The organism is Pseudonocardia sp. Ae717_Ps2 (assembly GCF_001932475.1).
Lineage (GTDB): Bacteria > Actinomycetota > Actinomycetes > Mycobacteriales > Pseudonocardiaceae > Pseudonocardia.
Window position 1 is genome coordinate 15,313 of the sequence record NZ_MCIS01000018.1, and the last position, 14,445, is coordinate 29,757.

The window sequence follows — 14,445 nt, forward strand, 5'->3', positions numbered from 1 at the left end:
AGTCGCTTAGTCGCCCGGAGCCTATCAATTGCCTCTTCGAGTTCAGCACGGAAATCAGTCCTCCCGCCCGCACTCCTTTGAATTCTCCAGACCCTGCGCAGCCACCGGAAGAGAGAGGGAAGAAGCCGTCCACAACCTTCCGAGAAGGCGATGTCATCAATCCCACGACCTTTCCCTCTACGGTGACTCTACCTTCTTCTGTCATGACCAGAAGTCCTGTCACTGCAAGCAAGATAAATAATATCGACCCGGTCGATACTGCGACAACTCGGAATCGCCTCGAGCGGCCACTAATGACTCTTAAGAGACGCTCCCGAGTTCGCAATGTAACCGTATCCTGATCATCACTTCGCAGTAGCCCCGAACCTTCTCCGCGACTCTCCGACCTCTCGCCTTGACCCATCGGATCAAAAAGACTCACTACTCAGTCCTCATTTCTTTACAGGACTCCATGCCATCTAGGCTGGCCGCTCGGTGTCCTGGGCTCGGTGCGACGGTGCGGTCAGTCGGATTGCGCGTTCTCGGTCCTGTCTGCTAGAAGGAATAGGGCCGCGGTGATTACTGCGGCGACTACAAGTAGAGTATAGGTGACGTCCCATCCGTAGCGTTCGGTGAGTTCAGCCGGTCGTAGCACTTGATCTTGGTTGTTCGGCGGGACAGGATGTTCCGTGCGTGAGATGTTGATGTTGTCGGATCGGGAGGAGATCTCGAGGGGTCTCGCGGAGGGCTTGTCCTACAAGCAGATCGCCTCGGTGGTGGGTCGTGATCGGTCGGTGATCTCTCGTGAGGTCCGTCGTCACGGCGGACGCTACGAGTACCGGGCCGCGGCAGCGCAGGAACGGGCCCTGGCGGCGCGGGAGCGGCCGAAGCAGTTCGCGGTGGACCGTCACCCGCGGTTGCGCGGGATCGTGCATGCTCTGTTGCGTGGTGGCTGGTCACCGGCCTCGATCGCGGGCCGGTTGCCGACCGAGCACCCCGATGACGAGGCTTGTCGGGTGTCTCACGAGGCGATCTACCAGTGGATCTATGCCACCCCGGTGTCCACGCTGGCCCGCGAGCTGCTCGCGCTACGGTCCGGGCGCACCGCCCGACGAGGCGGCGCCAAGCCCCCACCGGCCCCGCGGATCAAGGACCCGACCTACATCGACGCCCGCCCCGCCGACGCCCAGGGGCGCGCCGTGCCCGGCCACTGGGAGGGTGACCTGGTCATCGGCAAGAACGGCAAGACCGCCGTCGCCACGCTGGTCGAGCGCACCTCCCGGTTCCTGGTCCTCGTGCCCCTGACCGGCCGCGACGCGCTCACCGTCGGCCGTGGGGTCATCGCCGCCACCAGCGGTCTGCCCGCGCACATGCGGGCCTCACTGACCTGGGACTGCGGTGCCGAGATGGCCGGCCACGCCACCGTCACCAAGGGCTCGATGCCGGTGTACCTCGCCCACCCACACTCGCCGTGGGAACGCGGCAGCAACGAGAACCTCAACCGCATCGTCCGCGAGTACTTCCCGAAAGGCACGGACATCACCTCGGACCCGAAATACCTGGCGATGGTGGCTTGCGACATCAACGACCGACCCCGTAAAATCCACAACTGGAAGAAGCCCTCCGAGATATTCGCCGAACTCGTTGAGCTAGATGCTTCAACCGCCTGAATTCGCCGACCCCTCGCCGAGAACCTGTGGTCCACGCTGAGCCTTTTCCATCGTGAGTTCGCTGACCAGCGAACTCACGATGGAAAAGGCTGTGTACGAGCCGCAGTTCTCGCTGTCGGAGATCCGTGAATCTGTCGATGAAGCTCACGCAGCAGGTGTTCGGGTCGTTGTGCAACTCGCCGTCACGAGATGCAGCACAAACACGACGGAAAAGACTCCATCCTTGTTTGTAAAATTTATAGTTATAATATTCCAATCTCGCCGAGTACTTGACGAACACGCAAGCGCTCGACATTCAAAAATGAGTGGAACTGGGAGGGAGACAGGTACCCATCTTGCCAATTGTTACTGGCGAGATAAGTCTTCCATTCAGCAGAGGTTGCAAGTCGCCATATGAGTTGCTCCAGCCCAGATCGCTCTGTCAGGCTTACGCCAGGAGATCCGAGTACGCCACGCCAATTTAATACTTCAACATTAACTCCGAACTCTCGCCCAGTGGGTACATCCAATCCCTTCACGCGGCTGTCGGCCATGACCGCCAGGGCCCGGAGCTCCCCCGTGCGGAGCTGGTAGGCGAACTCGCCAGCTCCTGCGGCCGCGAACGAGACCTTGCCATCGAGGAGCGCGCTCAGGAGGGGCCCTCTACCGTCGTGGGCGACGTAGCGAACTAGCTTTGGCTTCAGGTTGATGTATTCAGCGGTCAGCATCGGCGTCAGGTGATCAGGCCCCCCCGGAGAGGAGCCGCCCCCCACTGCAACAGCAGAAGGATTGTCCTTCCAATCTTTTAATAGATCGCTGAAGTTGTAGTACGGAGAATTGGCGGACACCAGGATCAACTCAGGCTCTGTCGTGAGGCGAGCAATAGGAGCGGCCTCACTCAGTGACGAGTCAGCGTTATTCGCAATCACTCCTCCTATGAGGCCTAGCCCCATGGACATCAGCAGTCGAGAATTACCGGTATCACCGAGGAGGCGATAGAGGCCTTCGACGCCGCTGGAGCCGATAACATTGAAAATTTCAACATCGTGAGCCAGATCGGCATTCTCGAGCGCTTCGGCCATGGCCTGGGCATTGATATGGTATCCACTGCCCGGTGAGTTTGGGACAATCAATCGCAGGCCCCGTACATGCCCGTCCATGAATTCCATCAACGGCTGCTTTTCGTGGAGTGCGCCCGCGCTGAGCGCCATGGCCCCTGCACCAAAATACGCCCCCAGCTGCCGACGGGTCAATTTGCCCTTCGAGAAGGAAACGTTTGACATTCATATATCCTTTAGTGCGTGTTGGGAAAGTCCTCGCCGAAGTAGCTCCCGCGTGGTCGGAACACGAAGGCTGGCGGAACTTCCGCAGGTCGCCCGAGTGAAGCTGAGCTTCCCCCGGTTCGCCGGAGTGCGGGTTATCTGTCGGCGTCGCGCTGGGCGCGCCGATAGTTGTCTTCGTACTCGCCGGGTGAGAGCCCTCCGAGGCGGGCCTGGATCCGGCGCAGGTTGTACCAGCCGTCGAGGTAGCGGATCAAGGCGTGCTCGGCGGCGCGGCGGGTCGCGAACGTGGTGCCGGGCCAGTAGAGCAGCTCGATCTTGAGCGAGGCTTTTCCAACCTGCCGTTTGACCAGGTCAGGCCGTTCCGGGGCCGTCGCACCGGGACGGCCGGTAGAGGGCTGACCTGCATCAGCGGTTATCCGTCGTGCTGCCGGAGCGGCTTCGGTGCTGCTCTGCAGACGCTCCGCGGCCAGGTTGGAAAAGCCTCAGTGAGCCTTTTTCAACCTGGCTGGGACGGGGTGGGCGGACGTCCTCCAAGGCCGCCCGATGGCCCGCCCGTTCCCTGTCGATGCAGGTCACGCCGGTGACTCCGCCAGCCTCCGACGTCGCGTCTCAAGCTTCCGACCAGGGCCAACGTCAGGTTGGAAAAGGATCAGTGCACAGGTTAAAGATCAAGCTCAGGTCAGGTCGAGCTGCCGTCGTGGGAGGGCAGTCACCAGCGGTAGCTGAATTTGTCGATCTTGAAGCCCATTTCGCGGAAGTAGGGGCTGACGACCTGGATGGTGACGGGGCCGCTGTGGCCGTTGTTGCTGACGGTGTGGCGGGTGGTGTAGGTGCCGCGGCCGTCGGCGTCGCTCATGGTGAACTCGAACTCGTAGGTGCCGGGTTCGTAGAAGCGGATGGTGATGAAGCCGCCGTCGATCTCGCACCACAGCGGGTCGCCTTGGCGGCATTCGGGGTTCCCGCCGGGGCGCACGGTGGACTGGCTGGATCCGCTGTTGCCGTAGGGCTGTCCTGGCGGTGGGGTGTCGGCGTGGGCAGCGGGTGCGACGGGGGTGAGGAGCAGTGCTGCGGCCAGCGCGCCGGCGGTGGTCAGCCCGGTCACGATGCGTCGAACCAGGGGGCGTCGGGGGGAGCTCTGGTCGTGTTCAGGGAGTGTGATCGTCACGGAATGGAAGTAGATCACGGACTGTGCGTGACCGGAAGGTGGTCGTGTGTCGTGAAAGCAGTCACCTGGTCGGGTGGTGATGGGGTCGTGCTCGGTTCTCGTTGAAGCGTCCACGGGGTGCTCGCTTCTTGTCGTGGACGCGGGAGCCGCGGGAGCCGCTTCCGGTTCCTCGCCCGCCCGGGGGCGGGCTGCGATCACGACGAGAGCTCACGGGCGCGGCTGTGACCGGGGCGGGGTCGGTGAGGATCCCGTGTTCTGGTGTGGGTATTGGCAGCGTCAGGATGCGATTATCGGTGTCGTTCACGGGTGAGATGACGGGCTGGGGGGTATTCCTGATGAGCGCTGACTCTGCCGCTGACTCTGGTGTTGTCGGCGCGACCGGCGATGACTCGGCGCCGGTGTTGATCTTCGGTCGGGGGGCGATGACGCGTCTGGTCGATGGGCGGAAGACCGCGACCGTGGCTGGTGCTGATCATGAGTTGGCTGTGGGTGCTGTGGGTGCTGTGGTGATGGCGATGGTGCCTGGTGGGGTGGCGCGGTTGTCGTTGCGGGTGCGGCAGTGTCATCGGGTGCCGGAGGTGTCGATGGTGCCGCAGGTCGCTGCGGCGGCGGGGCTGGAGTTGTCGTCGTTCACGAAGTGCCGGTCCTGGGATGGGTATCTGCAGGGGGTGGCGCAGCAGGAGTTCCCGGGCCCGGTGTGTGTGCTCGGGGTCGAGGCGGTGGGTGAGTTGGTGGGGGAGGTCCCGCCGAAGGGGCGCCCGACACCGAAGCGGAAGCGTCAGCCGCCGCCCCCTCCGAAGCCCAAGCCGGATCCGAATGCGTCGAAGGCGGTGAAGGGCGGCTGGCTGCTGGTGGGGTCGTCGGGGCCGGTGAAGGTGACACCGTTGACGATGGTGCATCCGCTGGATAAGGCGGTGTTGCAGCAGCGGATCGGGGCGGTGATGGCGCGGCGAGCACCGTCGTTGGAGGTGCGGCGGGCGTTGGGCCCGGTGGTGGGGGCGTTGCTGGAGAAGGGGAAAGCGGGCCCGAACGGGTTGGAGAAGGTGGATCGGGAGCGGCTGAAGGGTCGGCTCCCGGTGGCGGTGGCGTGGTTGTCGCAGCATCAGTTGTTGGTGCGGGGGGCGTGGAATCCGAAGTTGCTGGTGGGGCTGCGGATCCGGCATGTGGTCACCCGCGGTGGCGCCACCGCCCGGACCGCGTCTGGGACCGCGTCTGGGACCGTGTCTGGTGCTGCTGGTGGAGTTCGGGGTGGTGGGCGGTGAGTATGGCCGAGCGGATGGTGCCGTTGGGGTATCGCACCGAGCCCGGTCATGACCCGCAGGTCGCTGCCGCGGCGGCGCGGGTCGTGCTGGCGCGGGCGGTGGACGGGGCTGATGCGTCGTTGCTGATCGAGGCGTTGGGGTTGGGTGAGGGTGTCGCTGTCCTCGCCGGCCGGTGCGTCGATGGTGGCTGGTCAGACGCCGGCGATCGCGGTGACGGTGATCCAGGGTGGTGAGTGCTGGTACTCGGCCCAGTAGGCGTCGCCGAACAGTTCCCGTCCTTGCGGGGAGACCGGGCATCGGCCCCATCCGATCTCGCTGAACCCTGCGGTGCGGAGGCATTCGTCGATGAGGTGTGGGTGCGGTGCGTGGAGCCGGAACGACACCGGGGGGTCGCAGTGCGCTGTGAAGACAATTTCTGTGGTGCCGGTCGAGTCCTGTCCGGCATCGGATTCGGCATCGGATGTGATGTCGAATTCGATGCCGTAGTGGCGTAGGCCTGGTCGTGACAGTGGGGAGCTGGGGTCGGTGAGTAGCGCGACGAGGCGGGTGCCGGGCCGGCAGTTCGCTCGGATGGAGGTGAGCATGGCCTCCAGCGTCGCCCGGTCGGGGGCGTAGTTGAACAGGTAGACGGCCAGGACCACGTCGTAGGTGCCGAGGTGGGGGAGTTCGGCGGCGTCGTGGACGTGGTAGGTGATCGGTGCGGGAGAGGCCTGGGAGGACCCCGAGGGCCCCGAGGGCTGTTCCCGGCGTCGGGCCTCGGTGATCATCGTGGTGGAGTTGTCGACACCGTCGACGTGTCGGGCTCCGTGGTCGCGGCATAGGCGTGCGTAATGGCCGGTTCCGCAGCCGAGGTCCAGGACTTTCTGCCCGGTGAGGTCTCCGAGGAGCGCCCGGACAGCGGGTATTTCCCCGTAGCGGGCGGCGGGGAGTTCTTTCACCGCGTCGTAGGCGGCTCCGATGGAGTCGTACTGGCTGTGCGGCGACATCGACGCCCCTTGAAGGAGATGAACAACCCGTCAGGAGACACGCCCGGGGGAGTTCAGCAGGCCTGCGCGCCCACCGAGCGCCACCATCGAGTGCCCACCGGGCGTCCCGTGATGAGCTGATTACCACTTCCTGGGGGACGGGTCAACAGGAGCGTCCACGGTGTGAGGCCGTTTCCTTGTGAGTCTGGAAGGGGGCTGGTCGCGCCGAAGCAGATCCCGGGAGGAGATCAAGCAGCGAGTGGTCGGGGGACGGGCTGTGGTGTCGGTCGGTGGAGCGTGTCGCTGAGTGGGCGGCCCGACCTCCAAGTATGGCCACGTTAGAGTGATCGTGATTTAGAGGTCGCGCGGATTGATGGATGATCATGGGCGGCGGTGTGGTCGGCTGTCCCAGCGGTGCGTGGTCCAGGCCTGCCGGATCAGGCTACGGAGTGTGATGATGGTGTCGGCGAGGTCGAAGAACGCGTCGACGACGGTTTCGCGGCGCTCGTAGCAGCGCTGCAGCCGGTTGAAGCTGTTGTGCCAGGCGTTGGTGCGCTCGATGTGCCAGCGTTGGGTGGCCTGGATCGGTGCTTTCTCGCCCTTGCGCGCGATCTCGCTGTGCAGGCCTGGTTGCGCGGTGTTCGAGGAAGGATGGTGTGTGTGATGACGGTCTCTCGTCGTTTCGGTGGTGGTCTCGCGGTGGCCGCGCTGGCTGCGGCGCCGATGCTCGGTCTCGCCGGGACAGCGCTGGCTGCTGACCCCACCGGTCAGGCTCCCGGTCAGGGAGTGGCGCCGACGGCGCCGGTGGACAACCGGGGCTGGAGCGCGGCCGGTGGTCAGGGCATGTCCGGCGATGACATGGCTGATGAGCCCTGGCGGGTCAACAAGGACTGGAACTGGGTCAAGGACTGGTGTGTCAACCACACCAAGGAGTCCAAGCTCCCCGGGCAGCCGAGCTCTTACGCGGGGATCAGCTGCCCCCCGGTCTGGAACGACTGACCCCACTCACAGGCCTTATGGACCTCACAGCCTGGGTCCAGGGCTGGTCGGCGCGGCGGGCTCCGCCGCGCCTGGATCTCCCACGGGGCTTCCTTCCCCGTGGTGATGGCGGTCCCGGCACCTGCAGCCCCCTTCATGATCGCTCTGCAGGTGCCGGGACCAGCTCCTTTTCTATACCCACTTCTCTACCTACCGCGGCCGGGGCGGGCAGCATCGCTGCCGCCTGGACGGCGCGGGGTCGCACGACACGTGCTGGAGGGCCGAGGGCGCTGCCGGCGCCCGCCGCGGGGGCCGGCCGAGACCGGCGGTCCTGACCCGCACCGGGCGAAGGAAACGCAGGGCCCCGACACAGTCGCTAGATGATCTTGTAGTGAGCCGGGGCGCGTCGGCGCAGAGTGGTGATATAGCTGGCCCCAGGTAGGTGTGGCGCGGCGGTCAGTCTGCGCCGTCCGCTGCTGCCGATCGCGACTTTGCCGGGGCCCTGCCAGCAACGGGACCGGCTTGGGACCGGCCCGGGATGTGGCCCGGGGTGCGGATGGTCGGGGCCGGGTCCCGGCGGTGTTGTGCCGTGTCCGGTTACCGTGGGCGAAATTCGGTCTGTGGGGATTTCTGATGGGTGGGGTTGCGGTGGGGTATGAGCCCACCCCCGGTCGGGGATGTGTCGACGGTGACCGCGACGTGGCGGATCATCGGCTGGTATCCCAGGTCAGCCAGGAACGCGCCCCAGTTCGCGACCCAGGCGTCGGCCTGGCCCGGATCAGCCAGGTCCAGCCCGACCGGGGAGACCCGCAACACCGCGGTCAGCCATCCGGTGCGGCGGTCCCACAGCAGGCCCTGCTTGCCGCCGCGACCGTCATCGGTGGACAACGGCACGATCGGCCCCATCGGGCCGGGAAGGTCGTGGCGGCGCAGGTGGTCGGTGACCATCCCGCCGGTGCGGTCGGTCCAGCCGGCCGCCTTGCTACGGGTGAAACGCAGACGTCGCATAACCACATCCGAAAGTGAGCTACCACCGATCTTGATGACCACGGCGCCGATCACGAGGGCACCGATGGGCGAGTTCAGCCGGTCGTAGCACTTGATCTTGGTTGTTCGGCGGGACAGGATGTTCCGTGCGTGAGATGTTGATGTTGTCGGATCGGGAGGAGATCTCGAGGGGTCTCGCGGAGGGCTTGTCCTACAAGCAGATCGCCTCGGTGGTGGGTCGTGATCGGTCGGTGATCTCTCGTGAGGTCCGTCGTCACGGCGGACGCTACGAGTACCGGGCCGCGGCAGCGCAGGAACGGGCCCTGGCGGCGCGGGAGCGGCCGAAGCAGTTCGCGGTGGACCGTCACCCGCGGTTGCGCGGGATCGTGCATGCTCTGTTGCGTGGTGGCTGGTCACCGGCCTCGATCGCGGGCCGGTTGCCGACCGAGCACCCCGATGACGAGGCTTGTCGGGTGTCTCACGAGGCGATCTACCAGTGGATCTATGCCACCCCGGTGTCCACGCTGGCCCGCGAGCTGCTCGCGCTACGGTCCGGGCGCACCGCCCGACGAGGCGGCGCCAAGCCCCCACCGGCCCCGCGGATCAAGGACCCGACCTACATCGACGCCCGCCCCGCCGACGCCCAGGGGCGCGCCGTGCCCGGCCACTGGGAGGGTGACCTGGTCATCGGCAAGAACGGCAAGACCGCCGTCGCCACGCTGGTCGAGCGCACCTCCCGGTTCCTGGTCCTCGTGCCCCTGACCGGCCGCGACGCGCTCACCGTCGGCCGTGGGGTCATCGCCGCCACCAGCGGTCTGCCCGCGCACATGCGGGCCTCACTGACCTGGGACTGCGGTGCCGAGATGGCCGGCCACGCCACCGTCACCAAGGGCTCGATGCCGGTGTACCTCGCCCACCCACACTCGCCGTGGGAACGCGGCAGCAACGAGAACCTCAACCGCATCGTCCGCGAGTACTTCCCGAAAGGCACGGACATCACCTCGGACCCGAAATACCTGGCGATGGTGGCTTGCGACATCAACGACCGACCCCGTAAAATCCACAACTGGAAGAAGCCCTCCGAGATATTCGCCGAACTCGTTGAGCTAGATGCTTCAACCGCCTGAATTCGCCCAGGTGTGTGTACGGGGTGCGGAAGATGTGGCGTGCGGCGCGGCGGGAAGGGCTCCGGGTCGGGCGGGACCAGATGGGGGTGATTGATGCGTGTCGCCGGGATCCAGGGCGTGCGCCGCGGGGTCCACCACACGGCCACGACGACCCGTGATCAGCGCGCAGCCCGCCATCCTGACCTGGTCAAGCGGGCGTGGGCGGCGCCGACTCGACCGGATGCGCTGTGGGTCGCGGATTTCACGTATGTGTGGACCGCCTCCGGGTTCTGCTACGTGTCGTTCGTGACCGACGTCCACTCCCGCAGAATCCTCGGATGGAAGGCGTCGATGAGCAAGACCACCGATCTCGTCTCCGGGGCCTTGGCGCAGGCGTTGTCCACTCGCCAACGGGCGATCAGCGAGTTCACCTCCGAGGGTCTTATTCATCATTCGGATGCCGGGTCCCAATATACGTCTCTGGCGTTCACCGAGCAACTCGCCGAGGCTGGTATCGCCGGCTCGATCGGCACCGTCGGTGACGCGCTGGACAACGCGCTGATGGAGTCCACGATCGGCCTGTACAAGTCAGAGCTCATCGTTCCGCATGCTCATTCTCGGAACTGGATCGGTCTTCGCGAAGTGGAGCGAGAGACCGCGGAGTGGGTTCACTGGTACAACAGTGTGAGGCTCCACTCCTCCATTGACTATATGTCGCCGATCGAACGAGAAATGGTGTACGCTACATCCATCGCCCAACAGGGTGCGGTGGCCTGAACCTCAGCCTCTCGCAGACCCAGGACGGTTCATAGCTCGCCGCCGCCTGCCATGGATCCGGAGTTCCTTGGTAGGTTTGCGTACCGAGGGCCTCAGTGGCCTTGCGGACGAGGTCGGCCAGTACCCGCGCAGCGACAAGACTGGCCTCTGGAGTTTATCGTGGCATGGAGCATCCTGATCGCCTCCGGTGTCCTGGAGGCAGTATGGGCGACAGCGCTGGCCGCCTCCGACGGCTTCAAACGCCGCGGACCGACGATCGTGTTCACGGTCGCTCTCGTCTTCAGCATGGCCGGGCTCGCAATCGCGATGCAGAGCCTGCCCACCGGCACCTCCTACGCTGTCTGGGTCGGTGTCGGCGCTGTGCTGACCGCCGGGTGGGCGATCAGCAGCGGCAAGGAGAAGGCGACCCCGCTGAAGATCATCCTGCTCGCCGGTCTGGTCGGCAGCGTGGCGGCGCTCAAGGTGGTTTCCTGATGAGTTGGCTGATCCTCATCGTCAGTGCGGTGTTCGAGGCCGTGTGGGCGACAGCGCTCGGCATGTCCGCCGGACTGAGCAGGCCCATCCCCACCGTCGTGTTCCTCGTGTTCCTGGGATTGAGCATGGTCGGCCTCGCGCTCGCGATGCGTAGCATCCCGGTCAGCGTCGCCTACTCGGTGTGGATCGGGATCGGCGCGGTACTGACCGTAGCGTACGCCATGCTAACGGGCGACGAGCAGTTCACACCCGCCAAAGCCGCTGTGCTCACCATCCTGATCGGATGCATCGTGGGACTCAAATTCACCAAGGGATCCGGCACATCAGATCGCGAGGTCAACGACGTGTAGAACTCGTGACGGAACCGGGCCAGTTCCCCGAACGCCGCCACCTGAGCTTGAGCGTGCACACTACCCACCGCAGCCCTTGTGTTGATCTTCTTCCTTCGACAGAAGCATGATCAACCAAGGGCTGCACCAATGATCACCCGGGGTCACAGCGACAGCACGCCGACGACCTCAGAGCTTAAAGCTCAAGCTCAGATCCGCCCGAAAGCAGGGCGGGTAGTCTGCCGACTGGCGGTGTGAGGTCGGTCGCGATCACGTGGTGAAACTCCGTAGGGATCCAGAGGACGACAGCATATGCGAACGCCAGCCTCGGCCTTCGGCGGCGATCTCGCTCTGCGTCAGCCCCCGAGACGTCGCTATGACCGGTACGTCCGCACAGGTCAAGGGGCGTGCGAGGTGCTACTCGACCGGGTGGAGGCGTCGAGGTTCTTCAGATCACGCGACAATGACTCGAGGCTGTCGACCTGGAGGCGCAGGGCGTCGAGCCGACTGTCCGTGGCTGCCCGGAACATTGCCAGGCAACCGAGCAGATCCTCGAGGCGCTCCGACCCGAGCTCATCGCGTTGCCCGCGCTCGTCGACCGTCGCCAGCAGTTCCTTGACCTGGTCGAGGCTGAAGTCAAGTGGCTTGAGCCGCTTGATGAACGCCAGCCGGTCGACATCGGCCTCGGTGTAGAGCCGGAAGCCTCCCGCCGACCGTGCCGAGGGAGTCACCAGTCCCACTTCGTCCCAGTGACGGATGGTGCGTAGCGACAGGCCGATGCGCGTCGACACCTGACCGATCTGCATCAGCTCATCCCCCATGCCCCCACCTTCCGTCATCGCCCAGCACGGGAATCCCCGCTCGAGGATAGTCAGCGACGCCGACAACGGGTACGCGCGACGCGCCCATCGCTGTGCGCCACTGGCCCGACGAGCCGACGGCGTCACCACCGACCACACCCAGCAGCCGAGCACACCGAGCCGGGCCGGGCGTTTTCCTTAGGAAAACGCCTAAGAGGTCGCGCGGATTGATCACAGCTGGGTCGCGGCCGGGTGTCGATGGTGAGGGGCGGGCACGGGCCTGTCGATCATGAAGTTGTTGACTCTTCGTGATCGTCTGGAGGCCGCGTGCCCGCCCTGCCATCATGGTTGACCGAGCCGTTGTGGGACCAGTTCGCCGCGCTGCTGCCGCCCCGGGTCGAGTTCGATCCCACTCATCCGTGGGGCTGTCACCGCCGCCGGATCGCGGATCGGGTCGTGTTCGACAAGCTCCTGCAGGTGCTGCGGTTCGGCTGCCCGTATCAGGGCGTCTCCGACAGCACCTGCTCGGCGACCACCATCCGCGATCGCCGTGACGAGTGGATCCGGCTCGGGGTCTTCGCCCAGCTACGCCGGATCGCCCTGGACGCCTACGACCGCATCGTCGGCCTGTTGCTTGACGACGTTGCCGTCGACGGCGCCATCACCAAGGCCCCCGGCGGCGGTGAGGTCGCCGGACCGTCACCGGTTGACCGGCGTAAACAGGGCATGAAGCGATCGGTGCTCGTCGAGGGCCATGGCATCCCACTGGGCCGGGTCCTGGCCGGGGCACACCGCCACGACTCCCCGCTACTGGGCCCCACTCTCGACCACCTCGACGCTCTCGGCCCGCTGCCCGACGACATCACCGTGCACCTCGACGCCGGCTATGACTCCGGTAAGACCCGCGACACACTCACCGAACGGGGCCTGCACAGCGAGATCGCGCGCAAGGGCGAGAAAGCACCGATCCAGGCCACCCAACGCTGGCACATCGAGCGCACCAACGCCTGGCACAACAGCTTCAACCGGCTGCAGCGCTGCTACGAACGCCGCGAAACCGTCGTCGACGCGTTCTTCGACCTCGCCGACACCATCATCACACTCCGTAGCCTGATCCGGCAGGCCTGGACCACGCACCGCTGGGACAGCCGACCACACCGCCGCCCATGATCATCCATCAATCCGCGCGACCTCTAACTTGCTCCGCCGCAGGCGGCCGCGAAGCGACTCGCTCCGCCGCAGGCGGCCGCGAAGCGACTCGCCAGGACCGCCACCCGGACACCGCCAGCGACCACGCCCGACACACACCCGACCGAAGATCATCAGATGATGCATGGGTGTGGTGGCCCTTGATCTTGAACGGCGACAGCCGCAGCGGCGGACACACTGAGTCTTTGCCAACCTGACCGAGGACCCGCCGCGAAGCGGCGGCAGGGGCCCCGTCGGCAGCGGCCAGATCCCCGATGATGCAGGTCAGGCCGCCGCGCGGTCGCGGTCCGGGGAGGCCCACTCGACGGCTTGACCAGCACAAACGCCAGGTTGAAAAAGGCTCACTGCGCCGCGACGACACGGCGTCCGGGTTGGTGACCGATCCACGAGCAACAACCGCCAGCACCTAGGCATCCACCGATGACCTCCGCGCGCGACACCCACCACACGCGTCGCGCGCGGACCCGGAACTGCCGCGCCGCTTCCGGTCCTCACCCGCTAGCGCGGGCTCCGGTCCGGATCAACTTGCCCACGAGCCGCGCCGACGACACACCACCCGCCGCAGCCCGCCTCACCCGACAGTCCATGTTCACCGGTTTTCCTCCCAGTACTTCTCGATCGCCTCCGCCAAACCGTAAGAAGGATTCCTTTCTCTCCACTTACGCAACTCAGCCGGATCAATCTTTCTAGCCTTCGCCGCTCTTGTCGCAGCTTCTCGCTTTCTTTCAGTGCGAGAGAGCCCGGTACGGGCAAACACCGGCGACCCACCTGACGCCCACACCCCCACTCCAAGACCGAAGAAAGCTAGAGGAACGAAGACATCTTCTCCCATGAAGAGAAACGCCGCCCCGATGAGGGCGCAGATCAGCGCAATCCCACCACTCGTGATGAATACCGACGAACGCTCACGCGACATAAGCGCCACCGCCGTTCGCTACGCGCCGAACAACGATCAAGAGAAACACTGCGTACGCACCGCAGTAATTCCAAGCAACTCCGCCCCCAGGGCAGCCACCGGGCCCCCGATAGCTTGGATCTTCTCCCACCTGAAACTCGCCCCCCAGAAAGTCTGCACAGCCTCCTTGACGCCCCCCAGCTGCGCAACCAACTTCTTAATCTTCAGAATCTTAGCCGCAGGAACTAGAACACCACCTACCGCAACACCAATAGCCCCGACGCAACCAACAACACTAGCGCGAGATTGGCCACCGACAACAGAATAGTGCGACCGCAACCAATCCTGAGCAACAGAATCCCCCTGACGAAGAACCGAGTCAGGGACTGCACTAATACGCTCAAGGAACAGCGTCAGCCCTTCAATTCTGTCCCGCTCTTGCCCCGGAATGATCCCCAAGGAGCGGACACCAGCCACCGAAGCAGTAGCCACAGACGAAGTCTCAGCCGCAGCAACCCCCGCAGCCGAGCCCACGGCAACAGCCACGACCAACACCGCACCAATACCCCGGCACGCAAACCTCTTTG

The 14,445-nt window shown here is 65.2% G+C and carries 13 protein-coding genes, 2 pseudogenes and 1 riboswitch; of the genes and pseudogenes, 7 read left to right on the plus strand and 8 right to left on the minus strand.

Annotated features, from left to right (window positions below):
- The first annotated feature begins 677 nt into the window (after positions 1-677).
- On the plus strand, positions 678-1,649 hold the full coding sequence (locus tag Ae717Ps2_RS33510) for an IS30 family transposase (RefSeq protein WP_075313287.1): 972 nt from the start codon (positions 678-680) through the stop codon (positions 1,647-1,649).
- Positions 1,650-1,891: 242 nt separating this feature from the next.
- Here Ae717Ps2_RS33510 and Ae717Ps2_RS33515 read toward each other — a convergent pair whose 3' ends face one another.
- From Ae717Ps2_RS33515 to Ae717Ps2_RS33525, 3 genes are all read right to left on the minus strand, one after another.
- Positions 1,892-2,911, minus strand: coding sequence for a tripartite tricarboxylate transporter substrate binding protein (locus Ae717Ps2_RS33515; RefSeq protein ID WP_083702612.1), 1,020 nt, complete (start codon positions 2,909-2,911; stop codon positions 1,892-1,894).
- Positions 2,912-3,045: 134 nt separating this feature from the next.
- Positions 3,046-3,381 carry an IS3 family transposase gene (locus Ae717Ps2_RS40770; RefSeq protein ID WP_143510927.1) on the minus strand — a complete coding sequence of 112 codons (336 nt, stop codon included), beginning with the start codon at positions 3,379-3,381 and terminating at the stop codon, positions 3,046-3,048.
- 239 nt (positions 3,382-3,620) lie between these two features.
- A complete protein-coding gene (locus Ae717Ps2_RS33525) occupies positions 3,621-4,013 on the minus strand; it encodes a hypothetical protein (RefSeq protein WP_075334857.1) in 393 nt (130 codons plus the stop codon).
- 356 nt (positions 4,014-4,369) lie between these two features.
- Here Ae717Ps2_RS33525 and Ae717Ps2_RS37840 point away from each other — a divergent pair, with 356 nt between their 5' ends.
- Positions 4,370-5,338, plus strand: a complete 969-nt coding sequence (locus Ae717Ps2_RS37840) for a hypothetical protein (protein ID WP_158071629.1) — start codon at positions 4,370-4,372, stop codon at positions 5,336-5,338.
- Between the two features lie 191 nt (positions 5,339-5,529).
- Here the strand turns inward: Ae717Ps2_RS37840 and Ae717Ps2_RS33540 are convergent, their stop codons facing one another.
- The 3 genes and pseudogenes from Ae717Ps2_RS33540 to Ae717Ps2_RS33550 all read right to left on the minus strand — a co-directional run bounded on the left by Ae717Ps2_RS33540 (position 5,530) and on the right by Ae717Ps2_RS33550 (position 8,409).
- Positions 5,530-6,324 (minus strand): class I SAM-dependent methyltransferase, encoded by a 795-nt coding sequence (locus tag Ae717Ps2_RS33540; RefSeq protein ID WP_075334859.1) that lies wholly within the window; start codon positions 6,322-6,324, stop codon positions 5,530-5,532.
- Positions 6,325-6,684: 360 nt separating this feature from the next.
- A pseudogene (locus tag Ae717Ps2_RS33545) lies at positions 6,685-6,930 on the minus strand (IS5/IS1182 family transposase); the annotation flags it as partial.
- 948 nt (positions 6,931-7,878) lie between these two features.
- A complete protein-coding gene (locus Ae717Ps2_RS33550; protein WP_369804895.1) occupies positions 7,879-8,409 on the minus strand; it encodes an SCO6880 family protein in 531 nt (176 codons plus the stop codon).
- Positions 8,410-8,423: 14 nt separating this feature from the next.
- On the opposite strand from Ae717Ps2_RS33550, the gene Ae717Ps2_RS33555 reads away from it, so the two are divergent.
- The 4 genes and pseudogenes from Ae717Ps2_RS33555 (at position 8,424) to Ae717Ps2_RS33570 (ending at position 10,975) form a co-directional block, all read left to right on the plus strand.
- A complete protein-coding gene (locus Ae717Ps2_RS33555) occupies positions 8,424-9,395 on the plus strand; it encodes an IS30 family transposase (RefSeq protein ID WP_075313287.1) in 972 nt (323 codons plus the stop codon).
- Between the two features lie 8 nt (positions 9,396-9,403).
- Positions 9,404-10,151: pseudogene (locus tag Ae717Ps2_RS33560) on the plus strand (IS3 family transposase); the annotation flags it as partial.
- 83 nt (positions 10,152-10,234) lie between these two features.
- A riboswitch (guanidine-III (ykkC-III) riboswitch) is annotated at positions 10,235-10,300 on the plus strand.
- Positions 10,301-10,310: 10 nt separating this feature from the next.
- Positions 10,311-10,625, plus strand: a complete 315-nt coding sequence (locus Ae717Ps2_RS33565; RefSeq protein WP_075313169.1) for a multidrug efflux SMR transporter — start codon at positions 10,311-10,313, stop codon at positions 10,623-10,625.
- On the plus strand, positions 10,625-10,975 hold the full coding sequence (locus Ae717Ps2_RS33570; RefSeq protein WP_075313168.1) for a multidrug efflux SMR transporter: 351 nt from the start codon (positions 10,625-10,627) through the stop codon (positions 10,973-10,975). Before Ae717Ps2_RS33565 ends, Ae717Ps2_RS33570 begins: the two co-directional genes overlap by 1 nt.
- A 377-nt stretch (positions 10,976-11,352) precedes the next feature.
- Here the strand turns inward: Ae717Ps2_RS33570 and Ae717Ps2_RS33575 are convergent, their stop codons facing one another.
- Positions 11,353-11,775: a MerR family transcriptional regulator gene (locus Ae717Ps2_RS33575; protein WP_075334862.1), complete on the minus strand. Its 423-nt coding sequence runs from the start codon at positions 11,773-11,775 to the stop codon at positions 11,353-11,355.
- Between the two features lie 306 nt (positions 11,776-12,081).
- Between Ae717Ps2_RS33575 and Ae717Ps2_RS33580 the strand changes: the two genes are divergently transcribed.
- Positions 12,082-12,924: an IS5 family transposase gene (locus Ae717Ps2_RS33580; protein ID WP_075329730.1), complete on the plus strand. Its 843-nt coding sequence runs from the start codon at positions 12,082-12,084 to the stop codon at positions 12,922-12,924.
- Between the two features lie 628 nt (positions 12,925-13,552).
- Here Ae717Ps2_RS33580 and Ae717Ps2_RS36975 read toward each other — a convergent pair.
- Positions 13,553-13,888, minus strand: coding sequence for a hypothetical protein (locus Ae717Ps2_RS36975; protein ID WP_139319116.1), 336 nt, complete (start codon positions 13,886-13,888; stop codon positions 13,553-13,555).
- Positions 13,889-14,445: the final 557 nt, after the last annotated feature.

Coding starts and splice junctions, on each gene's coding strand:
- Ae717Ps2_RS33575 (WP_075334862.1), bottom strand. CDS start 11,775: ATGGGGGATGAGCTGATGCAGATCGGTCAGGTGTCGACGCGCATCGGC.
- Ae717Ps2_RS33510 (WP_075313287.1), top strand. CDS start 678: ATGTTGATGTTGTCGGATCGGGAGGAGATCTCGAGGGGTCTCGCGGAG.
- Ae717Ps2_RS33570 (WP_075313168.1), top strand. CDS start 10,625: ATGAGTTGGCTGATCCTCATCGTCAGTGCGGTGTTCGAGGCCGTGTGG.
- Ae717Ps2_RS33515 (WP_083702612.1), bottom strand. CDS start 2,911: ATGTCAAACGTTTCCTTCTCGAAGGGCAAATTGACCCGTCGGCAGCTG.
- Ae717Ps2_RS33555 (WP_075313287.1), top strand. CDS start 8,424: ATGTTGATGTTGTCGGATCGGGAGGAGATCTCGAGGGGTCTCGCGGAG.
- Ae717Ps2_RS33540 (WP_075334859.1), bottom strand. CDS start 6,324: ATGTCGCCGCACAGCCAGTACGACTCCATCGGAGCCGCCTACGACGCG.